Genomic DNA, 20,661 nt, shown 5'->3' on the forward strand with positions numbered 1-20,661 from the left:
CCGAGAGGTCTTCATGATCGTCATCACCGCACCCACCGGGAACATCGGCAGCCACCTGCTCTCCCGGCTCCTTCGATCCGCTCCGGCCGAGGAGGGCCTGCGCGTGGTCGTGCGCGATCCGGCACGGCTCCCCGACGAAGTACGAGAACGCGTCGAGGTGATCACCGGCTCCCACGGCGACCCCGAGGTCGTCGACCGTGCCTTCGCGGACGCGGACGCCGTCTTCTGGCTCGTTCCCCCGGACTCCTCCCTGAGCCCGGAGGCCGCCTACAGCGGTTTCACCCGTCCCGCCGCGCAGGCACTCGCCGCGCACGGCGTCGGCCACGTCGTGGGGGTCTCCGCCCTCGGCCGTGGCACACCGGTCGCCGATCGCGCCGGTCTCGTGGCCGCGTCCCTCGCGATGGACGACCTCGTTGCCTCCACGGGTGTCGCCCACCGGGCTCTGGCCTGCCCGTCGTTCTTCGAGAACCTCCTGGAGGAGGCCGACTCGATCCGGGAGAACGGCGTCTTCACCGACCTGGTCGACGCGGACCGCAAGGCGCCGATGGTGGCCGTCACCGACATCGCCGCCGCGGCTGCGGCCCTGCTCCTGGACCGCACCTGGACCGGCGCCGGCAGCGTTCCCGTCCTGGGACCGCGGGACCTGTCCCCCGCCGACCTGGCCCGCATCATGACCGAGCAGCTCGGACGGCCCGTCCGCTACGAGCGCCAGTCCTACGACGACCTGCACTCCGCTCTCGTCGGCCACGGCCTCGACGAGGCGTTCGTCCAGGGCATCGTGGACATGAAGCGGGCCAAGGACGACGGACTGGACGCCGGAGTGCCCCGCACCGACGAGTCCTCCTCGCCCACGACCTTCGAGCAGTGGTGCGTCCAGGTGCTCAAGCCCGCCGTGCTCACCTGACCCCGCTCCGGACACCGCTGCGGGCCGTCATCCGGACCCGGCGCCCATGTGCCGGGCCCCTGTTCCGACATTCCGAGAAAGGCACTCCCATGCCCGTCGAGGCAACCAAGACGCCGGTCACGGCGTTCATGCTCGTCAAGACCACACCCGAATGGCTGGCCCTGACCGTCCAGGAACGGGTGGAGGCCTTCACCACCCAGGTCGTCCCCACGATCAAGTCCAGGACGACCGGTGTCCGGTCCCGCTTCTACGACACGGAGTTCTACTCCACGCGCGTCACCGACGTCTGGGTCTGGGAGGCGGACGACCACGGCGCGTACCAGCTCCTGATCGACGCCCTGCGCGAAACCCCGTTCTGGGACCGCTACTTCGAGGTCGTCGACCTGCTCGTCGGCACCGAGAACGGCTACGCCCGGACGTACGGCGTCGAACCGGTCACCACCATCAGCACCTGACCCACCGATCGAGCACGGGGCGCGCGAGATCGGTCCAGCACCCCCGAATTGGCCTTGGCCGTCGCGTCGGGGCACCCCCTACGGTCGGCGTCATGCGGATTCGAATCGTCGACGCCTTCTCCGACCGCCCCTTCGCCGGCAACCCGGCGGGGGTGCTCCTTCTCGACGCGTTCCCGGAGGACGACTGGCTCCGGAACGTGGCCATGGAGGTCAATCACGCCGAGACGGCGTTCGCTCACCCGCTGCCCGAGGGCGGCGAGGCCGACTGGGCGCTGCGGTGGTTCACACCGGTCACCGAGGTGACGATGTGCGGGCACGCCACGCTCGCCACGGCCCATGTGCTGCACAGCACCGGCGCCCACGAGGGGCCCGTGCGGTTCGACACCCTCAGCGGCGTGCTCGTCGCCACGCCCGGCGAGGACGGGTCGATCACGCTGGACTTCCCGACCGCCCCGCTCACCCGGGTCGAGGCCCCGGCGGGTGTCGCCGAGGCACTCGGCGCCGAGCCCCTCACCGCCTTCGACACCGGCCCGAACATCGGCGACCTACTCCTCGAACTCGCCGACGAGAAGACGGTCCTCGGTCTGACGCCGGACCTCAAGGCGCTCGGCGCCCACTCGTCGCGCGGCATCATCGCCACCGCCCGCGCCGAGGACCCCGAACGGGGCTACGACTTCGTCTCCCGTTGCTTCTTCCCGAACGTCGGCATCGACGAGGACCCGGTCACCGGCAGCGCCCACACGGCCCTCGCGCCCTACTGGTCCGAGCGCCTCGGCCGGACCGGGCTCACCGGCCTCCAGGCCTCCCGCCGCTCCGGCCGCGTCCGCACGGAGGTCCGCGGCGACCGCACCCTGCTGAGCGGCCGGGCGGTGACGGTCATCGAGGGGGAGCTGATCGCGTAGCCCTGGGATCTCGGGTCCGCATGAGCGGCAGCGCGTGGCGTCAGCGTGCGAACTTTTCGATGGCAGCCGGGGTGACGGGGGTGAAGAAGTTGACGAGGTTGCCGTCGGGGTCGCGGAACAGCAGCGACCGGTTGCCCCAGGGCATCGTGGTGGGCTCGTTCACGAAGTCGGTGACCCAGCCGCTCAGGTTCCGGTGAACGCGGTCCACGTCGTCGACGAGGAACTCGGTGATCACGCTGTGGTTGTCCGCCGGACGGGCAGAGCCCGGAGCGAACAGCGGGACCGTGCGGGTGCCGGCGATCGCGAGGGTGGCGCCCGCGGTTCTGAGTTCGGCGAAGTCCTCGGTGGCCCACGTCGCCGGCGCCCCTGTGGCTCGCTCGTAGAAGGCGACGAGGCGCGCCACGTCGCTGGTGATGATGCGGATCGAGACGAAGTCCATGGGAATCTCCTTGGCCGTTCTGAAGGCGTGCACGTCGCAGGCTAGGAGAAATAGGGGACAGAATCGGTCCTGTATTCGCGTTAGGCTGCGGCCATGGCTCGACCCACCGGCCGTGTGCTGACACTCCTGGAACTGCTGCAGTCGGGCGGCACCCGGACGGTGGCCGAACTCGCCGACCGGCTCGGCGTCGAAGGCCGCACCGTGCGCCGGTACGTGGACCATCTGATCGACCTCGACGTGCCCGTGGAGTCGGTGCGCGGCCGCTACGGCGGGTACCGGCTCGCCCCCGGGTACCGCTTGCCTCCGCTCATGCTCAGCGAAGACGAGGCGCTGGCCGTACTGCTCGGCCTCGTCGCCGGCCGCCGAGCGGGGCTGACGACGACGGAGCGCACGGCGAACGAGACGGCATCGGCGAAGATCCGGCGGGTGCTGCCCAAGCACATCGCCCGCCGGCTCGACACACTCCTGGAAGCTCTCGCCTTCACCGATCAGCCGGGCGAGTTCGACACCCCGGACACCGGGGTCCTGCTCGCGATCGCCGATGCGGTGCGTCACCACCGACCGGTCTCGATCCGCTACACCGACCGCGACGGACGGCGCAGCGAACGCACGCTGCACGCGTACGGGATCGTCGCCCATTCGGGCCGGTGGTACGTCACGGGCACGGACGCCCGGATCGGCGAGGACCGAACCTTCCGGCTCGACCGCATCGCCGACGCGAGGACCCTGCCCGGCTCCTTCGAAGCGCCCGTGGGTCCCGGTCCGGCACAGCGCGTGCTGTCGGGCTTCGCCACGGCCGAGTACCGGCATGAGGTGACGTTGCGGATCCACGGGACGGTCGAGCAGATCCGCGCCCGCCTTCCCGCCGGCGTCGCGAACCTGGAGGAGTACGAGTCCGCGGCCGACGAGGACCGCGCGACGGAGCGCTGGAGGCGCGTCGAGCTACGGGCGGAGCGACTCGACTGGTTGCCCCCGGTACTCGCCTCCCTCGACCGGCCGTTCGTCATCGAGCGCCCCGATGAACTTCGCGACCTCGTCATCGCGCTCGCCGATCGCCTCACGTCCTACGCCGCCGAGCCCGACCGCGAGGAGCCCATGGCATGAGACGGCACACCGGCGGCACAGCTCACGCCGTCGGCAGCCAGTCCACCTTCCCGGCCAGCAGCGCGTAACCGACGAATGCTCCTATGTCGAGCAGGGAATGCGCCACGACCAGCGGTCCCACCCGGCCCCATCGCCGGTACAGGTAGACGAACACCACGCCCATCGCCATGTTGCCGATGAAGCCGCCGATGCCCTGGTAGAGGTGGTACGAGCCGCGCAGTACGGAACTGGCCACCAGCGCGGTGCCGGGCGTCCAGCCCAACTGGCCCAGGCGGCGCAGCAGGTAGCCGACGACGATGACCTCTTCCAGGATCGCGTTCTGCAGTGCCGAGAGGATCAGTACGGGGTACTTCCACCACACGTCGGGCAGTGCCTCGGGGACGACGGTGAGGTTGAAGCCGAGTCCGCGGGCGGCCAGGTAGAAGGCGATCCCGGTGCTGCCGATCACCGCCGCGATAGCCGCCCCGCGACCGAGGTCGGGCCAGGGGCGGGTGCGGTCGAAGCCGATGGTCCGCAGGCTCTGGCCCTCGCGCATCAGGAAGTGCGCGACCAGCGCGACGGGCACCAGCGCGGTCGTGATCCCGAAGAGCTGCCAGGCGAGATCCAGCCAGGGGCGCCCCGGCGCGGCCGAGGCATTGAGGGTGGCGGCCTGGTCCTTGAGGCCGCCCGGTTTGGTGACCGAGCCGACAAAACTGATCAGGGCGGACACACCGCTCGCACCGAGCGAAAGCCCCAGAACGAGCAGCGTCTCATCCCGGAAAATCCGTCGCGAGAGCCGCTCATGAGGAAAAGAATCGGCCACGGGGCCTGCCTCGCCCTGCACTCCTGCCTCCAGTTGAGTAATCCCGCCTCATCCTCATCGCCGCCCCGCTAGGGTCTCGAAAGCAATTACGAAGACCGTGCGCGACAGGCCGTTGGGGGGACGGGCGCCGTACGGGGCGCACCGCCCCTCTGCCTGCCATACGGCCGGAATCCGGCGTGTGGTTCAGCAGGGCAACAGGGAGGGGCACGACCGACATGGGACGTCACAGCTTGCCCGATCAGTATGGGGCGGGCGGCAGCGACCCCCGTCGACGCGCACGACGCCGCACGGTGGCCATCGCCACGGTCCTCGTCCTGGCCGTCGCCGGCGGTACGGCCGCCGCCGTCAGGGGCGGACTGCTCTCCTTCGGCTCCTCCTGCCAGGACGACCCGGTGCGGCTGACCCTGGCCGTCTCCCCCGACCTGGCCCCCGCCCTGGAGACCGCCGCCGCACAGGCCCGGGACGACGACCTCACCTCGGACGGACGGTGCGTCGCGGTCACCGTCAGCCCGCGCGAGTCGTACAAGGTCGCCGACACCCTGCTCGCCGGCGAGAACCCCGGCGCGCAGGTGTGGGTGCCGGACTCGGAGGTGTGGCTGGAGCGGCTCAGCACGGACGGCGACACCGCCGACGTCTCAACGGTCGGCCATGTCGCCTCCACCCCGGTGGGTGTGGCGATGGTGCCGACGGCCGCGAAGTCGCTGGGGTGGCCGAAGAAGTCGTACGCCTGGCTGGAGCTGGCCGGCGCCGCGCTGCGCGACGACTCGCTGCGGCTCGGCGCGGCCGACCCGGCGCGCAGCGCGACCGGGCTGCTCGCTCTCACCCGGCTGAGCGCGGCCTCCGCCGGGATCGAGGGCGGGGACACGCAGGCCGCGGGGATGATGAAGGCGCTCTCGCAGCGCGTCTCCGACAGCGACGGTCAGGTCCTGGACACCCTGCCGCGTGACTCCTCGGGCACCGAGCAGGGCAACCCGAAGCGCAATCAGGCGCTGGTCGTCAGCGAGCAGACGGCGCACGTGTACAACTCCGCGACGGACGGCGAGGCCGACGGCCTGGACTTCTTCTACCCGAAGGACGGCTCGCCCCGGCTGGACTACCCGTACACCCTGCTCACCCAGACCGGGCTGACCACCGACGAGAGCCGGGCCGCGATCCGGTTCATGAGCTATCTGCGTGACGCACGGCAGCTGCGGCTGCTGGAGCGGCACGGCTTCCGGACCTCCGAGGAGGACGTGTCGGACGCGCTGGTGACCCGCGCCGGTGGCAGCAGCCCACAGCCGTACACGAAGGCCCCGGCCCGGCCGGCCTCGGCGGTGGCGCTCCAGGAGACCCTCGGGGTGTGGACGATCACCGTGCAGAGCGCGCGGATCACCACGGTCGTGGACGCCTCCGCCTCGATGTCCGAGACGGTGCCGGGCACCGGGCGGTCCCGGATGGACGTGACCAAGGCGGCCCTGCTCCAGGCGCTCTCCACCTTCACGGCCGAGGACGAGATCGGCCTCTGGGACTTCTCCACCAAACTGGACGGCGACAAGGACTACCGCGTCCGTGTGCCCACCCAGCGGCTCGGCGACCGCGAGGGCGCCGGCTCCCAGCGCGACCGGCTGTCGGCGGCGTTCGGCGACCTGGAGCCGGTGCCCGACGGCGCGACGGGCCTGTACGACACCACGCTCGCCGCGTACCGGGCCGCGACCGGCTCCTACGCCGAGGGCAAGTTCAACGCGCTTGTCGTCCTCACCGACGGCGTGAACGAGGATCCCGGCAGCATCTCGCGCGCCGACCTCCTCGCACGCCTGGAGCGGCTCGCCGATCCGCAGCGCCCGGTGCCGCTGATCATGATCGCGGTCGGCCCCGACGCCGACCGCGAGGAGGCCAATCGCATCGCCGCGGCCACGGGCGGGTCGGGCCACGAGGTGACGGACCCGGCGCAGATCCAGACGGTGATCCTCAAGGCGATCGTGAACGCCGCGTCACCGGACCGGCGGGGCTGACGCCGACGGGGACGGCTCGCACCGTCCCCCGCGGCCGTCACCCGAGCGGCACCGGCGCCGGCAACCCCACCGGCCAGGTGTGCACCGGCTCCCCGCGGTGCATCAGCTCGCGGTAGCGGCGTGTCGTGGCGGCCAGCGCCGCGTCCCGGGACATGCCCGCCTCCAGCGCGCGGTGGAACGTGGCCGCCTGCCAGGAGGCGCCGTTCATGCGCCTGCGGCAGCGCTCCTCGATGACGCCGAGGTAGAGGTCCCGGTCGGCCGGCTCCACCCCCCACGCGTCGAGGCCCGCCTCGGCGAGCGGCAGGAGTTCGTCGCGTACGAGGCTCACCGCGTCGACCTCGGCCGTTCCGCCGTACCGTCCGCGCCGGGGCCAGTTCAGCCGGGCGTCGATGCCGTGCTCACAGGCCGCGTCGAAGTTCGCGGCCGCCGCCTCGAAGGGCATCCGGGTCCACACCGGGCGCGACTCCTCGGCGAGGGCGCGGACGACGCCGTAGTAGAAGGCGGCGTTGGCGATGACGTCCGTGACGGTCGGTCCGGCGGGCAGCACGCGGTTCTCCACGCGCAGGTGCGGGACTCCGTCGGCGATGCCGTAGACGGGCCGGTTCCAGCGGTACACGGTGCCGTTGTGCAGGACGAGTTCGGCGAGCCCCGGGACCCCGCCGGAGTCCAGGACGTCGAGCGGGTCCTCTTCGTCGCAGATCGGCAGCAGGGCCGGGAAGTAGCGCAGGTTCTCCTCGAAGAGGTCGTACGCCGAGGTGACCCACCGCTCGCCGAACCAGGTGCGCGGTCGCACGCCCTGGGCCTGGAGCTCGGGCGGGCGGGTGTCGGTGGACTGCTGGAACAGCGGCGGACGCGACTCGCGCCACAGCTCACGCCCGAACAGGAAGGGCGAGTTGGCGCCGATGGCGACCTGGACGGCGGCGACCGCCTGGGCCGCGTTCCAGACGTCGGCGAAGCGCCCCGGCGTGACCTGGAGATGCAGTTGTACGGAGGTGCAGGCGGCCTCGGGGGCGATGGACTTCGACGTGCACGTCAGACGCTCGACGCCGTCGATGTCGAGCATGAAGTCCTCGCCGCGGGCGGCCACGATCTGATCGTTGAGCAGGGCGTAGCGGTCCACGTCGGAGAGGTTCGAGGAGACCAGGTCGTCCCGGTCGAGCGTCGGCAGAATGCCGATCATCACGATTCCCGCGTCGACCTCGCCCGCTTTTCGGTCGGCATATGCCAGTGACGTACGGAGTTCCTCCGCCAGCCGGTCGAATACCCGCCCCTGCAATCGGTGTGGGGCTATGTTCACTTCCAGATTGAACATGGCGAGTTCTGTTTGGAAATCGCGGCTCGCGATCCGTTCCAGTACCTGCCCATTCAACATTTTCGGCATGCCGTCGGCGCCGGCGAGGTTCAATTCGATCTCCAGCCCCATCAGGTTCTTGGGGCGGTCGAACCGCTTCTCCGCCAGCAGCCGTTCCAGGCCGGTCAGGCACCGCCGCAGCTTCTCGCGGTAGTGCTGGCGATCGGACAGATCGAAGCGACCTGCCACGACCTTCTCCCCCATCGAAGTGTCCCTCCTCGGATGGGCGGGCCGAAGATCCGGCCGCCGGTCTCCCGGGTCAGGTGAGAGTGTGCCCAGCCGAAGCGATCGATAACGTCCCACGCGAACCCTGCGCCCGCTACTCTGTCGGATGTGACCGGTGGCACATTCGGCGGGCATGGTGCACTGTGCAGTTTCGGACGGCTCACGAACTCGTGAAAAACGCCGACGAGAATTGGCCGTCCGCACCCGCGACATTTTTCGAGGTCACCGCCCGCACACCCGCCGGGAATCGGGATGATTCCCGCAAATCAGCGGCCGATTGACTCCTTGCCGGGTGCACCGAAAGCGGTTAGACGAAACATCGTCTGAACACTCGTCGTATAAACTCCGCAATCAAGGCAGAGGGTTGGCGCCCGCGGTCCCGGTCCTGCCGTCCAGGTGACGTGCGGCAGGCCTCACCCATCCCCCTTGGCTCCCTGACCCGGCCCCCGCCTCTCTGACCTCGTGAGCTGACAGCGCCGTCCGCCCCCGCCCCGCCCTCGCGCCACTGTGCCTGTCGAATGAGAGGCGACCCACCATGCCGCTGCATGTCCCCCCGGCTCCCGCGCCCGCACTTCGCTCCGTCCTCACCGCACTCGGCTCACCCACCGCTGTCCGCGAGGCCCGAACGCCCTCGCTGCGCGCCGCCCAGGGGCCCGCCACACCCGAACTGCCGTTGCCCGTCCACGTGCTGGACGAGATCACCGCGGCGGGTGTGTCCGCGACACGGCTGGCCGGCTGGCGCTTCCTGATCCGGTGCGGGGAACGCGCGGTGGCCGCGGCCGAGACCCGGCTGACCCCGGACGGCTGGGCCTTCTCGCACTTCTTCGAGGGCCCCTACATCGCCTCGACCGAACGGGCCCTGCGCCAGGCGGAGACGATCGCGCAGCCCTGCCAGCCGCGCCTGCTGTCGATCCCGAGCCTCTACATGCTCGCGCTGTGGCTGCACGGCGACTGCGCGGCGGACGGCGCCACCGGCCATCCGGACGCAACGGACATCCTCGTGCCGCTTGCCCCGGCGCCGCCCGGCATCGCGGCCCATGTGCCGCACCGGGTCGCCGAACTGCTCCCGGTGCTCACCCTTCGCGCGACCCCGGCCCCGCTGCCGCCGCTGCCTCCACTGCTCGGCTCCCCCGCCTGACGGCACCCCGCGCGAGCGCCCGCGTACCCCGCCGCCCATTCCGGGTGGCGGGGTACGCGTGTTTTCCGGGGTGGGTTTAGGCTCGTATCGGACAACTGGAAACACGAGTCACGCACGTACGAGCCGTGAATAACTCGTACGAGCAATAAAGCGCTCGAATGAGCCCAGTGGGCGCTCCGGCCCATACGGACTAGCCCCATCCGACCACTGCGAACCACCCGAAGTGACAGTGCAGTTGGGATGAACCATCCGCGCGGGTGAAGCGTCATCAACCTGTGAGAAAGCGGTGCTGCGAAATCCCTGCGGATTGACGCCCGTGGGGCAACACTGGGTTCCGACCGACTTATCACAACGGGGGAGCGGCCATGCACGAAGCTTCACGCCGCGAGACAGACAAAACAGCCATCTCACAGATCACAACAGACCGAGAGATCCCATCCATGTGCCAGCACCAGCCACCGTGCCCTTCAGCCGACTCCGCCGACCGGGAATCCGCCCGACTCGTGGCGCACCACCCGGAGCAGGGATGGAGCCTGCTGTGCAACGGCGTTCTGCTCTTCGAGGACACCGGTGAGCTCCTGCCCGACGGCCAGATCATCGCCCCGCACCGTCCGCTGGGCACCGGCAAGGTGATGACCGCGGCGTAGTACCCCCGCCGGCCATCGACGCCGGTGAGGACCCGCACCACCGGGCGGCACGACGGACGCCCGGCGTACTCCCAGGGGCCGGTCGCAGACCCTGACTGCGAGCCGGCCCCGACGTGTGTCCGGGGGCGGTCACGCACGGTAGTTCACCGTGTGTCCCGGGCGACCCTCGTACGGACGCCCGGGACACGACGGCGGCGGTCGCCTACCTCAGCGCCTCGCGCAACGCGAAGTAGGCGGGCTTGGGCCGCAGTTCCTCGTCCCAGGGCAGGGCCGCGCCCTCGCCCGGGAAGAACGCCGGGATCCAGGAGTACTTGTCCGTGTAGTCCCAGACCGTGATCCCCACACATCGGCGCACCGCCAGGCACGCCTCGGTCATGTCCCGGTACCAGTCCGCCTGCCGCTTCAGCTTCTCCTCGGTGACGGGCAGCTGCATCCGTACGTCGACCTCGGTGAGCGCCGTGTCCAGGCCGAGCCGGGCGAAGCGGCGCAGGTTGTCCTCCAGCGTGGCCGGATATCCGTACTGGAGCGCCAGATGGGTCTGGAGGCCGAAGCCGTGCAACGGGACGCCCTGGGCCTTCAGCTCCTTGGCCAGCTCGTAGTACGCGTCGCTCTTCGGGCCGGTCGCCTCGACGTTGTAGTCGTTGAGGTACAGCTTGGCCTTCGGGTCGGCCTGGTGGGCCCAGCGCAGGGCGTCGGCGATGTAGCCGGGGCCGAGCGTCTTGTAGAAGACCGTCTCGCGGTACGTGCCGTCCTCGTTGAACGCCTCGTTTACGACGTCCCAGGCGTAGATCTTGCCGCGGTAGTGCCGCACCTCGGTCTGGATGTGCTTCTTCAGCACGGCCCGCAGCTCGGTCGCCGTCCACTCGCGGCCGGTGAGCCAGCCGGGCAGCTGGCTGTGCCAGACGAGGGTGTGGCCGCGCACCTTCTGGTGGTTGGCACGGGCGAGGGCCACGATCTCGTCGCCCTTGGTGAAGTCGAAGACGCCCTGCTGGGGTTCGGTGGCGTACCACTTCATGCCGTTGCCGGGCGTGATCTGGTCGAACTCGCTGCCCAGGAGCGCCGTGTACGGCTCGTCGACGAGTTCGGGGTTGTCGGTGGCGCTGCCGAAGTAGCGGCCGTGGCGCTCGGCGAGGTCGGCGAGGGTGGGCGGCCGGTCGTCATGGGCCTGAGCGGCCGGGACGGTCGCCGCGACCAGGACGGCCGCGAGAGCGCCGATGAGTCTGAGACGGTTGTTGCGCATGGTGCGACTCCTCACGTTGCTCGGATGTGTGGGTGAGCCGTACGTCCGCCCGCGCGCGTCATCCCTTGGTCGCGCCGGCGGTGAGGCCGCCGACGAGCTGGCGTTCGGCGACCGAGTAGAAGGCGAGGGCGGGGACCATGGCCAGCACCAGGTAGGCGAAGACGCGGGCGTAGTCCGCGGAGTACTGGCCCTGGAACTGCTGGACGCCGATCGGGATGGTCCACCACGTGGAGTCGGTGAAGACCAGCAGCGGCAGGAAGAAGTTGTTCCAGCTCGTGACGACGGCGAGGACCGAGACGGTGCCCAGCGCCGGCCGTGCCATGGGCAGCAGCACCCGCCAGAAGAACCCGAACGAGCTGCATCCGTCGAGCGTGGCCGCCTCCTCCAGCTCGCCGGGGATCTCCCGGAAGAAGCCGCGCAGGATGATGATGGTCATCGGCAGCCCGAAGGCGGCCTGCGGAAGGATCACGCCCAGCGGGTTGTCCAGCAGGCCCATGGATCGCAGCAGCAGGAACAGGGGCAGGGCGGCCACCGCGAAGGGGAACATCAGCCCCATGGTGAACAGGGTGAACAGGCCCTCCCGCCCGCGGAAGGCGAAGCGCGCGAAGGAGAACGCCGACAGCGCGGAGACGGCCACGACCAGGACGGTCGTACCCACAGCGATCAGGGTGCTGTTGCCGATCAGCCGCCAGAAGTCCCCGGAGCCGAGGATGTCCGTGTAGTTGCCGGCCACCCAGGACTCCGGCAGCCCGACCGGGTTGCGGGAGAGCTCGTCCGTGGACTTGAAGCCGGACAGCACGGCGTACAGCAGCGGCAAGGCCATCACGGCGCCGACCACGACGAGGATCACATGCGTCGGCAGGTTCTTCCTGCCGGACCTGGCCGTCACTTGGCGCCTCCCCGCATCGTCGTGGTGGCTCCCTGGAGATCGCGGCGGAGCACGAACCGCTGGTAGGCGAGGGCGAAGACGAGGCTGATGCCGAACATGACCACGCTGATCGCGCTGGCGTAGCCGACCTGGTAGCGCTTGAAGCCGTACTGGAACATGGTCACGGCCATCGTCTCGGAGTGATGGTCGGGACCGCCCGCGGTGGTCACCCAGACCAGGTCGAAGAGCTGGATCGCACCGATCACGGACAGGAACACGCTGATCCTGAGGGTGGGCGCGAGCAGCGGCAGGGTGACGCTGCGGAAGCGCTGCCAGGCGTTCGCGCCGTCGATGAGCGCGGCCTCGGTCAACTCCCGGGGGATGGACTGGAGTCCGGCCAGGTAGAGCATCATGTGGAAGCCGAAGTACTTCCAGGTCATGACCAGGAAGAGGGTGGCCATGACGTTCGACGGGTCGGCGAACCACTCGCCGCCGAGCCCGTCGAGGCCGATGCCGCCGAGGATCTGGTCGGCGAGGCCGTCGTCCGGGGCGAAGATCATGCCGAACAGGACGCCGGTGATGGCCTCGGACAGGACGTACGGCCCGAAGAACAGCATCCGGTAGAAGGCCCGGCCGCGCAGCTTCTGGTTGAGCAGGACGGCCATGGCGAGCGCGAACGGCAGCTGGATCGCGAGCGACAGCACGACCAGGACCAGGCACCGCCACAGGTCCCCGAGGAAGACGGGGTCCTCGAAGAGGCGGGTGAAGTTGTCGCCGCCGATGTAGTCGGACGGCATCCCGAAGCCGCCCCAGCGGAAGAAGGCCGCGTACAGCGCGAACAGCATCGGCAGCAGCACTAGGACGAGGAACAGCACCAGCGCGGGCACATGGAAGCCGACCGCGGTGAGCCAGTGCAGCAGGCGCCGCCGGGCCCGCGCCCGGGCGTGGTCCGCGGACGGGGGCGGGGGTTCGACGCCGGGGCGGGTGCGCTTGTCCGGCAGGAACGTGGAGGTCATCGCCGGCTACTGCTCTTCCTTCGCGGTCTTCGTGATCGACTCGGCGACCTGCTGCGGGGACTTGGACCCGGCGATGAGCGCGCCGACGCTGTCGTTGACCTCCTGGCCGACGGCCGGGGCGTAGGCCTGGTCGAGGTACAGCTGGAATCCGGTGGCGGCCTTCAACTGGGCCTGCACTGCCTTGATGTTGGGGTCGGAGATGGCGCTCTCGGCGGCCGGGACGACCGGGAGGGCGCTGGTCTTCTTGACCAGTTCGACGTCCGTCGCCTCGGAGGCGAAGAACTTCAGGAAGTCGACGGCGGCCTGCGGGGCTCCCGTGCGCAGGGCGTGTCCGCCGCCTCCGCCGAACACCTCGGTGATGGTGCCCTTGCCGCCCTGGACCGCCGGGAACGGGAAGAAGCCGAGGTCATCGCCCAGGCCCTTGCCCGCGTCGGCCTGGACGACCGGGGCCCACTGGCCCATGAGCTCCATCGCGGCCTTGCCGTTGCCGACGGTCGCGGCCTGGCCGGTGGGGCTGGAGTAGGCGGCGCCGAGGAAGCCCTTCTGGAACGGCTGGAGGTCGACGAGCTCCTGGAGGTGCTGTCCGGCCTGCACGAACGGGTCGCCGGTGAAGTCCTGGTCGTCGTATGCCTTCTGGAGGGCGGAGGCGCCGGCGGTGCGCATCGAGAGGTAGGCCCAGTAGTACATGCCGGGCCACTTCTCCTTGCCCGCGAGGGCGAGCGGGGTGATGTCCTTCGCCTTCAGCTTGCGTACGGCGTCGAGGAAGTCGGCCCAGGTGGTGGGGGGTTCCGCGACGCCCGCGTCCTTGAAGAGCGCCTTGTTGTACCAGAAGCCGATCATGCCGATGTCGAACGGTATGCCGTACACCTTCTCGTCGAGGAGGTACGGCTCCTTCGCGACCGGCAGCAGGCCCTCGGCGAAGTCCTTGGTGCGGTCGGTGAGGTCCTCGACCAGTCCGGCGTCGACCTGCTGCTTGAGGACGCCGCCGCCCCAGGTGTGGAAGATGTCGGGGAGCTTCCCGGAGGCGGTCAGCGCCGTCATCTTCGACTTGTAGGCGTCGTTCTCCAGCTGGACGATCTTCACCTTGACCTTGGGGTTCTGAGCCTCGAACTTCTTGGCCAGCGCGGCCCAGACGCCCTTGGTGGGCTCGGTGGTGGAGATGTTCCACCACTCGATGGTGGTCGTGCCGTCCGACGACCCTCCGTCCGAGTCGCCACCGCAGCCGCTCAGTGCCGTCATGCCCACACCGGCCGCGGCGGAGGCCGCGAAGAAGCCGCGGCGGGACAGTCCCGGGTCGCCCATGATCCGCTCCTTGGGTACGGGACGGTCCGTCATCGACCGTCCACTCGATCGAAAGTTTCGAACTAGATCCAGAAACCTTCGTTGCTGCCGCACCCTAGAGACAGCCCCCAAACGGTGGCAACCCCTTGTACACGGTGAATCTGCCGCCAACGGCCACGGCGCAGGCGGTGCTTGAAGAGTCGGAGACCCACGCCCTCAGGGTCGGTGACCGAGTCAGCCCTCCGGAGAATCGAAACATTCGGCACAGCCGACGAACATTACGGAACGGTCGGATCGCCGCGCCTCGGCTACAGGCCCACGTCGCGGCTGCGGAGGTCCTCCAGGGACTCGCGGCGAATCAGCAGGCGGGCGCGGCCGTCGTCCACGGCGACCACCGGCGGGCGGCCGACCAGGTTGTAGCCGGAGGCCATGGACAGGTGGTAGGCGCCGGCCGCCGGGACGGCGAGCAGGTCCCCGGGGCGGATGTCGTCGGGGAGTTCGACGTCGGCGGCGACGATGTCTCCCGCCTCGCAGTGCCGGCCCACCACGGTCACCGGTGCCGGGGCGGCGGTGCTGTGCCGGCCGACCAGGCGGGGCGCGTACCGCACCCCGTACAGCGCGGGGCGCGGGTTGTCGCTCATGCCGCCGTCCACGGCGACGTAGGTGTGCGCGCCGGTCCGCTTGACGGAGAGGACGTGGTAGAGCGCGATGCCCGCCGGGCCCGCGATGGCCCGCCCCGGTTCGATGACGAGCCGGGGCACGGTGAGCCCGGCCGCCGTGCAGGCCTCGGTGAGTTCCGCGCGGACCTTGCGGGCCAGCGCGGTGAGGTCGAGGGCGGGTTCGCCGGGGCGGTAGGCGATGCCGTGACCGCCGCCCAGGTCGAGTTCCCGAAGCACCAGGCCGTGCTGCTCGTGGAGCCGGGCCATGAGACCGACCATGCGGCGTACGGCGGCCAGGTACGGCTTGACGCTGGTGATCTGCGAGCCCAGGTGGCAGTGCAGGCCGGTGAGTTCGAGCTGCGGCTGGTCCAGTATCCGGGCGATGGCGTGCTGGGCGTAGCCGTCCGAGATGGACAGGCCGAACTTCTGGTCCTCGGTGCCGGTGCGGATCTTCTCGTGGCCGCCGGCGCTGATCCCGGGCACGACACGGACCATCACCTTCTGGTGGCCGTCGGGCCCGACCGCCGCCGCGAGCCGGGCGATCTCGGAGGGGCTGTCGATGACGACGCGGCCGACCCCGAGGCGCAGGGCCGTGTCGAGGTCGCGCGGGGACTTGGCGTTGCCGTGCAGGACGATCCGCTCCGGCGGGAAGCCGGTGGTGACCGCGAGCTCCAGCTCACCGGCCGAGCAGACGTCCAGGCCCAGCCCCTCCTCGGCCATCCAGTGGACCATGGCCCGGCACAGGAACGCCTTGGCCGCGTACAGGACTTCCGCGTCGGGGAAGGCGTTCCGGTAGGTACGGCAGCGCTCGCGGACCTCGTCCTCGTCGATGACGTAGACGGGGGTGCCGAAACGGTCGGCGACCTCGGCCAGCGGCACGCCGCCGACGGTGAGTTCGCCCTCGCGGGGCTCGACGGCAGAGGCCGGCCACACGGAGAGGGCATCGGCCGCGGTGGTCACCGCGGGTTCGTGAACGGTGGTCATCGTGCGGTCCCCTCAGCCGATCCACATGGTCAACGCGGAGATGAGCGCGGCGGCACCGGTCACGCGCAGCGCTCCGACGGCCTGGGGATCCCAGGCGCCCTCACGGAAACGGGGGCCGGAGTGCGGGGCGTGTTCCCGGGTGGCCGATGCGGTCGGGGCCGGGGCGGTCAGAGCCGGGGCGGTCGGGGCCGGGGCGGTCGGGGCCGGGGCGCAGAACTGCGGGTCGACCGTGACGGTGGTGACGCCGAGCGGCGCGGTCAGGGAGCGCAGGGCGGGTTCGGCGAGCCGGATCCACGGCTGGTCGGGGCCGAGGGTGGCGGTCAGCTGCCGCTGCGAGGTGAAGCCCACGGCCGTGCGGTCCCCGAGGGGCGTACGGAAGAGGCGGGCCGCGCAGGCGGCGTGTCCCGGCCGGACCGGAACGAACAGAGGGCCGGCCGGGAACCGTTCAGAGGGCTCCGGGTCTTCGTCGGACAGGTGGTCTGCCATGGGGTGCCTCCGGGAGATCCGAGGTGGATCGGAGTCGTAGTCGTGCGTGGAGTGTTTGACGCCCCGGACGCGGGGAGGCGGGCCGGGGCTTGCTCTTGACGCTATGCCCGCTGCCCAGGGGGTCAGGACGCCTCATGACGGGATGCTGACGGGTTTCCGCCTGACGCTGACGCGATGCTGACACCTGGCCCGGCAGGCCGTGGGCGACGCCGTCAGAGGAGTGCCAAGAAGGGCCGTCCGATGTGGCTGGAGGCGCCCGGCAGGGGTGTCATGGAAGGGACCCCTGCGGGTCTCCCTCGCGGCTCTCCCTCCCGGCTCTCCCCCGTGGGTCTCCCCTGCGGGACGAGGAACCGCGACAAGATGTGGGACGGTCAAGTGATGTCTGGTTCCGACGGCCCGGTACGGCCCCGGGGTGAGCCTGCTGACCGAGGAGTGGCAGCGTCTGGCGCGCGCCGCAACCTCTGGCACCGGGCGTGCTGCCGCTCTGTCACGCGTTACTGCGTCGCCCACGCGAGCTGTCCGGTGCTCGCGGTGCCGCCGTCACCGCTGGAGTCGGAGCTGACAGCCGTGCACCGCCGCAAAGCCTGGCGACTGCGGCTCGACGTACGGGACTTGGCGCGCGAGGCGGTGCCACCGGAAGGGGCGTGACGGGCCGCGGCTAAGGCGATCCGGATGCCGTCTGCCCGATGAGGCGACCGTCGTCGCCCGCTCCCCCGGGCGCCACCCGCAGGCTCAGCACCATCGTGAGACCGCCGCCAGGTGTGTCCTCCGCGCTGATCGTGCCGCCCATGGCCTCGGCGAAGCCGCGGGCGACGGCGAGGCCGAGCCCGACTCCGGCGCCGCGCGGGGCGTCGCCGTAACGCTGGAAGGGGGCGAAGATACGTTCCTTGGCCTCGTCCGGGACGCCGGGCCCGCGGTCGACCACCCGGACCTCGACCCGGTCGGCGATGGCGCTGGCGGACACCAGGACCCTGCTGTCGTCCGGGCTGTACTTGACGGCGTTCTCCACGACGTTGGCGACGACGCGCTCCAGCAGCCCCTTGTCCACGGCGACCATCGGCAGCGTCTCCGGGACGTCCAGCTCCGCGCTGCCCTCCGGCACCCCGCCCAGCGCCATCGGCACCACCTCGTCGAGGTCGATCTCCCTGATCAGCGGGGTGACCGTGCCGGTCTGGAGCCGGGACATGTCCAGCAGGTTCCCGACCAGCAGGTCGAGCCGGTCGGCGCCCTCCTCGATCGCCTCCAGCAGTTCGGCCCGGTCCTCCTCCGACCACGCGACATCGTCCGACCGCAGGGAGGAGACCGACGCCTTGATGCCCGCGAGGGGCGTGCGCAGGTCGTGGCTGACGGCGGCCAGCAGCGCCGTGCGGATGCGGTTGCCCTCGGCCAGTTCCTTGGCCCGGTCGGCCTCGTGCCGGAGGCGCTGGCGATCCAGTACGACGGCCGACTGCGCGGCGAAGGCGGCGAGGACGCGGCGGTCCTCGGCGGGCAGCACCCGGCCGGTCAGCGCGAGCGCCATGTGATCGCCGACCGGCACCTCCACGTCCGCGTCGTCGGGGTTCCGGCAGGGTCGTGGCCCGACGCTGCCCGCACAGGTCCACGGGTTCACATCGCTCTCCCGCTCCAGGAGCGCTACGGACTCCATGCCGAAGGTCTCACGGACGCGTTGGAGCAGCGCCTCCAGGCTGGTCTCGCCGCGCAGCACGTTGCCGGCGAGGAAGGAAAGGATCTCCGACTCGGCACGCAGCCGGGCCGCCTGATGGGTGCGGCGGGCCGCGAGGTCGACGACGGAGGCAACCGACACCGCCACCCCTATGAAGATCGCGATGGCGACGATGTTCTTCGGGTCGGCGATGGTCAGCGTGTGGACGGGCGGGGTGAAGAACCAGTTCAGCAGCAGCGAGCCCACCACGGCGGACGCCAGCGCGGGCAGCAGGCCGCCGAGCAGTGCCGCCGCCACGGTCAGCGACAGGTACAGCAACATGTCGTTGGCGAGGCCGACTTCGGGGGCGACGTGCGTCAGCAGCACGGTGAGGACGACCGGGCCGAGCGCACCGACCAGCCAGCCCCGGATGATCCGTGCCCGGCCCAGGCGCGCGCTGCGGGCGACGGGCAGTCCGCCGCGCCCCTTGCCCGCCTCGTCGTGGGTGATCAGGTGGACGTCGAGGTCGGGGCCCGACTCCCGGGCGACCGTGGCACCGACGCCGGGTCCGAGGACGTACTGCCAGCTCTTGCGGCGGGAGACGCCGAGCACGATCTGGGTGGCGTTCACGCCGCGCGCGAAGGCCAGCAGCGCCGCCGGGATGTCGTCGCCGACGACGTGGTGGAAGGTGCCGCCGAGGTCCTCGACCAGCCCGCGCTGCACGGCCAGTTCCTTGGGCGAGGACGAGGTCAGCCCGTCGGTGCGGGCTATGTAGACGGCGAGCACCTCACCGCCTGCGCCTTTCTCGGCGAGCCGTGCGGCCCGGCGGATCAGGGTGCGGCCCTCCGGGCCGCCGGTCAGCCCCACGACGATCCGCTCGCGCGAGCCCCAGATCGTCGAGACCTCGTGCTCGCTGCGGTAGGCGTTGAGGTACCCGTCGACCCGGTCCGCCACCCACAGCAGCGCCAGCTCCCGCAGCGCGGTGAGGTTGCCGGGGCGGAAGTACTTCGAGAGCGCCGCGTCGACCTTGTCGGGCTTGTAGATGTTGCCGTGCGCCATACGACGGCGCAGTGCCTGGGGCGACATGTCGACAAGCTCGATCTGGTCGGCCCGGCGCACCACCTCGTCCGGCACCCTCTCCTGCTGCCGCACGCCGGTGATCGACTCCACGACGTCGCCCAGCGACTCCAGATGCTGGATGTTGACGGTCGATATGACGTCGATGCCGGCCGCGAGGAGCTCCTCGACGTCCTGCCAGCGCTTGGCGTTGCGGGAGCCGGGGATGTTGGTGTGGGCCAGCTCGTCGACCAGCACCACCTTGGGGCGCCGGGCCAGGACGGCGTCGATGTCCATCTCCGTGAAGGAGGTGTCCCGGTACTCCAGTTCCTTGCGCCTGATCTGCTCCAGGCCGTGCAGCATCACCTCAGTGCGCGGCCGGTCGTGGTGCTCCACGAACGCGACCACGCAGTCGGTGCCCCGCTCCACACGCCGGTGCGCCTCGGAGAGCATCGCGTACGTCTTGCCGACGCCCGGTGCCGCACCGAGGTAGATCCGAAGCCTGCCGCGTGCCATGTTCACCCTTCGAAGCGGTAACCCATGCCGGGTTCGGTGACGAGATGGCGGGGGTGCGCGGGGTCGGCCTCGAGCTTGCGGCGCAACTGCGCCATGCAGATCGGCGTGCGGCCGCGAGTCTGAGCGCCGTGGCACCGTCGGGGGCCGCGTCCACGCCGTACCTGTGTGCCCGCATGTTGATCACGAGGGCCCGCACCAGCCGCGGGTCGTCCTCCACCACCAGCACCCTCGTCATGGGGGTACGCCTTTCCTCACGGCTGTGGGAGCCGGCGGATCGGATGTCTCCGGCCGACGGCTCCCGTTCGTTTCGCGCAACCCCATCAGCCCTTGGCCACAAGGCCCTTGAGCGCGACGTTGAGTTCCAGGACGTTCACACGTGGCTCGCCGATGAAGCCGAGGATGCGGGTCTCGGTGTGGTCCTTGACGAGCCGCTCCACCTGCGCGACGGACAGGCCGTTGCGCTCGGCGACCCGGTGCACCTGGATCTCGGCGTACTGGGGAGAGATGTCCGGGTCCAGGGCGGAGCCGGAGGAGGTGACCGCGTCGGCGGGGACCTGGGAGGGCCTGACGGTGTAGCCGGGCACGGAGTTGTCCTTGACGACCTTCGCCTTCGCCTCCTTCACCCACTTGATGAGTTCGGGGTTGTCGCCGGAACGGTTCGTGGCGCCGGAAAGGATCAGCTTGTACTGGGTGTTGACCGAGTTCTCGCCCATCCCGTTCGCCGGGCGGGACTGGAAGTACTTGAGGCTGTAACCCTGTTGGCCGATCAGCGAGGAGCCGACGACCTTGCCGTCGTACTTGACCTCGGAGCCGTTCGCCTTGTCGTTGAACAGCGCCTGGGCCACGCCCGTGACGGCCAGCGGATAGATCACACCGGTGAGCAGGGTCAGCACCAGCAGCGCCCGCAGGCCCGCTCCGAGCAACCGGGCCGTGTTCGATACGGAGTTGTTCATGA

The 20,661-nt window shown here is 70.5% G+C and carries 18 protein-coding genes and 2 pseudogenes; 7 read left to right on the top strand and 13 right to left on the bottom strand.

Features of this window, described 5'->3' with window-relative positions; translation table 11 throughout:
• Positions 1–13: 13 nt before the first annotated feature.
• The 3 genes from PGH47_RS06785 (at position 14) to PGH47_RS06795 (ending at position 2,261) form a co-directional block, all read left to right on the top strand.
• Entirely contained in the window at positions 14–904 is an 891-nt protein-coding gene (locus PGH47_RS06785; RefSeq protein ID WP_271662696.1) for an NAD(P)H-binding protein, read from the top strand.
• 89 nt (positions 905–993) lie between these two features.
• Entirely contained in the window at positions 994–1,359 is a 366-nt protein-coding gene (locus PGH47_RS06790) for a darcynin family protein (RefSeq protein ID WP_271662697.1), read from the top strand.
• A 92-nt stretch (positions 1,360–1,451) separates the two neighbouring features.
• Complete coding sequence (locus tag PGH47_RS06795) at positions 1,452–2,261, top strand: PhzF family phenazine biosynthesis protein (protein ID WP_271662698.1); 810 nt, start codon at positions 1,452–1,454, stop codon at positions 2,259–2,261.
• A gap of 40 nt (positions 2,262–2,301) precedes the next feature.
• On the opposite strand, the gene PGH47_RS06800 is transcribed toward PGH47_RS06795, so the two are convergent.
• Positions 2,302–2,700 (bottom strand): VOC family protein, encoded by a 399-nt coding sequence (locus tag PGH47_RS06800; protein WP_271662699.1) that lies wholly within the window; start codon positions 2,698–2,700, stop codon positions 2,302–2,304.
• Between the two features lie 93 nt (positions 2,701–2,793).
• Between PGH47_RS06800 and PGH47_RS06805 the strand changes: the two genes are divergently transcribed.
• Positions 2,794–3,804 carry a helix-turn-helix transcriptional regulator gene (locus tag PGH47_RS06805; RefSeq protein WP_271662700.1) on the top strand — a complete coding sequence of 337 codons (1,011 nt, stop codon included), beginning with the start codon at positions 2,794–2,796 and terminating at the stop codon, positions 3,802–3,804.
• A gap of 22 nt (positions 3,805–3,826) precedes the next feature.
• Here the strand turns inward: PGH47_RS06805 and PGH47_RS06810 are convergent, their stop codons facing one another.
• On the bottom strand, positions 3,827–4,627 hold the full coding sequence (locus tag PGH47_RS06810) for a CPBP family intramembrane glutamic endopeptidase (RefSeq protein WP_271662701.1): 801 nt from the start codon (positions 4,625–4,627) through the stop codon (positions 3,827–3,829).
• 194 nt (positions 4,628–4,821) lie between these two features.
• Here PGH47_RS06810 and PGH47_RS06815 point away from each other — a divergent pair, with 194 nt between their 5' ends.
• Complete coding sequence (locus PGH47_RS06815) at positions 4,822–6,597, top strand: substrate-binding and VWA domain-containing protein (protein ID WP_271662702.1); 1,776 nt, start codon at positions 4,822–4,824, stop codon at positions 6,595–6,597.
• A 37-nt stretch (positions 6,598–6,634) separates the two neighbouring features.
• Here the strand turns inward: PGH47_RS06815 and PGH47_RS06820 are convergent, their stop codons facing one another.
• Complete coding sequence (locus tag PGH47_RS06820) at positions 6,635–8,152, bottom strand: glutamate-cysteine ligase family protein (RefSeq protein WP_107912184.1); 1,518 nt, start codon at positions 8,150–8,152, stop codon at positions 6,635–6,637.
• A 556-nt stretch (positions 8,153–8,708) separates the two neighbouring features.
• Here PGH47_RS06820 and PGH47_RS06825 point away from each other — a divergent pair.
• Positions 8,709–9,311: a hypothetical protein gene (locus PGH47_RS06825; protein WP_271662703.1), complete on the top strand. Its 603-nt coding sequence runs from the start codon at positions 8,709–8,711 to the stop codon at positions 9,309–9,311.
• A 440-nt stretch (positions 9,312–9,751) separates the two neighbouring features.
• A complete protein-coding gene (locus tag PGH47_RS06830) occupies positions 9,752–9,958 on the top strand; it encodes a DUF5999 family protein (RefSeq protein WP_030053671.1) in 207 nt (68 codons plus the stop codon).
• A gap of 202 nt (positions 9,959–10,160) precedes the next feature.
• Here PGH47_RS06830 and PGH47_RS06835 read toward each other — a convergent pair whose 3' ends face one another.
• The 10 genes and pseudogenes from PGH47_RS06835 to PGH47_RS06885 form a co-directional block, all read right to left on the bottom strand.
• Positions 10,161–11,198 carry an endo-1,4-beta-xylanase gene (locus PGH47_RS06835; RefSeq protein WP_271662704.1) on the bottom strand — a complete coding sequence of 346 codons (1,038 nt, stop codon included), beginning with the start codon at positions 11,196–11,198 and terminating at the stop codon, positions 10,161–10,163.
• A 58-nt stretch (positions 11,199–11,256) separates the two neighbouring features.
• A complete protein-coding gene (locus PGH47_RS06840) occupies positions 11,257–12,087 on the bottom strand; it encodes a carbohydrate ABC transporter permease (RefSeq protein ID WP_271662705.1) in 831 nt (276 codons plus the stop codon).
• A complete protein-coding gene (locus tag PGH47_RS06845; protein WP_271662706.1) occupies positions 12,084–13,082 on the bottom strand; it encodes a carbohydrate ABC transporter permease in 999 nt (332 codons plus the stop codon). The genes PGH47_RS06840 and PGH47_RS06845 overlap by 4 nt, the downstream gene beginning before the upstream one ends.
• Before the next feature lie 6 nt (positions 13,083–13,088).
• The gene (locus tag PGH47_RS06850) at positions 13,089–14,384 is read right to left on the bottom strand and encodes an extracellular solute-binding protein (protein WP_271667998.1); all 1,296 of its coding nucleotides are present in this window, start codon (positions 14,382–14,384) and stop codon (positions 13,089–13,091) included.
• A gap of 287 nt (positions 14,385–14,671) precedes the next feature.
• The gene (gene lysA, locus PGH47_RS06855; protein ID WP_271662707.1) at positions 14,672–16,006 is read right to left on the bottom strand and encodes a diaminopimelate decarboxylase; all 1,335 of its coding nucleotides are present in this window, start codon (positions 16,004–16,006) and stop codon (positions 14,672–14,674) included.
• Positions 16,007–16,018: 12 nt separating this feature from the next.
• Positions 16,019–16,492 (bottom strand): SAV_915 family protein, encoded by a 474-nt coding sequence (locus PGH47_RS06860; protein ID WP_271662708.1) that lies wholly within the window; start codon positions 16,490–16,492, stop codon positions 16,019–16,021.
• Between the two features lie 658 nt (positions 16,493–17,150).
• Positions 17,151–19,706, bottom strand: coding sequence for a sensor histidine kinase (locus PGH47_RS06870; protein ID WP_271662709.1), 2,556 nt, complete (start codon positions 19,704–19,706; stop codon positions 17,151–17,153).
• A 2-nt stretch (positions 19,707–19,708) separates the two neighbouring features.
• Positions 19,709–19,807: pseudogene (locus tag PGH47_RS06875) on the bottom strand (winged helix-turn-helix domain-containing protein); the annotation flags it as partial.
• A 2-nt stretch (positions 19,808–19,809) separates the two neighbouring features.
• Positions 19,810–19,941, bottom strand: a pseudogene (locus PGH47_RS06880) (DNA-binding response regulator); the annotation flags it as partial.
• An 85-nt stretch (positions 19,942–20,026) separates the two neighbouring features.
• Positions 20,027–20,659: a potassium-transporting ATPase subunit C gene (locus tag PGH47_RS06885; protein ID WP_271662710.1), complete on the bottom strand. Its 633-nt coding sequence runs from the start codon at positions 20,657–20,659 to the stop codon at positions 20,027–20,029.
• Between the last annotated feature and the right edge of the window lie 2 nt (positions 20,660–20,661).

The organism is Streptomyces sp. HUAS 31, assembly GCF_028198125.1.
GTDB lineage: Bacteria > Actinomycetota > Actinomycetes > Streptomycetales > Streptomycetaceae > Streptomyces > Streptomyces chartreusis.

Coding starts and splice junctions, on each gene's coding strand:
- PGH47_RS06815 (WP_271662702.1), top strand. CDS start 4,822: ATGGGACGTCACAGCTTGCCCGATCAGTATGGGGCGGGCGGCAGCGAC.
- PGH47_RS06845 (WP_271662706.1), bottom strand. CDS start 13,082: ATGACCTCCACGTTCCTGCCGGACAAGCGCACCCGCCCCGGCGTCGAA.
- PGH47_RS06795 (WP_271662698.1), top strand. CDS start 1,452: ATGCGGATTCGAATCGTCGACGCCTTCTCCGACCGCCCCTTCGCCGGC.
- PGH47_RS06885 (WP_271662710.1), bottom strand. CDS start 20,659: ATGAACAACTCCGTATCGAACACGGCCCGGTTGCTCGGAGCGGGCCTG.
- PGH47_RS06825 (WP_271662703.1), top strand. CDS start 8,709: ATGCCGCTGCATGTCCCCCCGGCTCCCGCGCCCGCACTTCGCTCCGTC.
- PGH47_RS06835 (WP_271662704.1), bottom strand. CDS start 11,198: ATGCGCAACAACCGTCTCAGACTCATCGGCGCTCTCGCGGCCGTCCTG.
- PGH47_RS06820 (WP_107912184.1), bottom strand. CDS start 8,152: ATGGGGGAGAAGGTCGTGGCAGGTCGCTTCGATCTGTCCGATCGCCAG.
- PGH47_RS06800 (WP_271662699.1), bottom strand. CDS start 2,700: ATGGACTTCGTCTCGATCCGCATCATCACCAGCGACGTGGCGCGCCTC.
- PGH47_RS06785 (WP_271662696.1), top strand. CDS start 14: ATGATCGTCATCACCGCACCCACCGGGAACATCGGCAGCCACCTGCTC.
- PGH47_RS06805 (WP_271662700.1), top strand. CDS start 2,794: ATGGCTCGACCCACCGGCCGTGTGCTGACACTCCTGGAACTGCTGCAG.
- PGH47_RS06870 (WP_271662709.1), bottom strand. CDS start 19,706: ATGGCACGCGGCAGGCTTCGGATCTACCTCGGTGCGGCACCGGGCGTC.
- PGH47_RS06830 (WP_030053671.1), top strand. CDS start 9,752: ATGTGCCAGCACCAGCCACCGTGCCCTTCAGCCGACTCCGCCGACCGG.
- PGH47_RS06790 (WP_271662697.1), top strand. CDS start 994: ATGCCCGTCGAGGCAACCAAGACGCCGGTCACGGCGTTCATGCTCGTC.
- PGH47_RS06850 (WP_271667998.1), bottom strand. CDS start 14,384: ATGGGCGACCCGGGACTGTCCCGCCGCGGCTTCTTCGCGGCCTCCGCC.
- lysA (WP_271662707.1), bottom strand. CDS start 16,006: ATGACCACCGTTCACGAACCCGCGGTGACCACCGCGGCCGATGCCCTC.
- PGH47_RS06860 (WP_271662708.1), bottom strand. CDS start 16,492: ATGGCAGACCACCTGTCCGACGAAGACCCGGAGCCCTCTGAACGGTTC.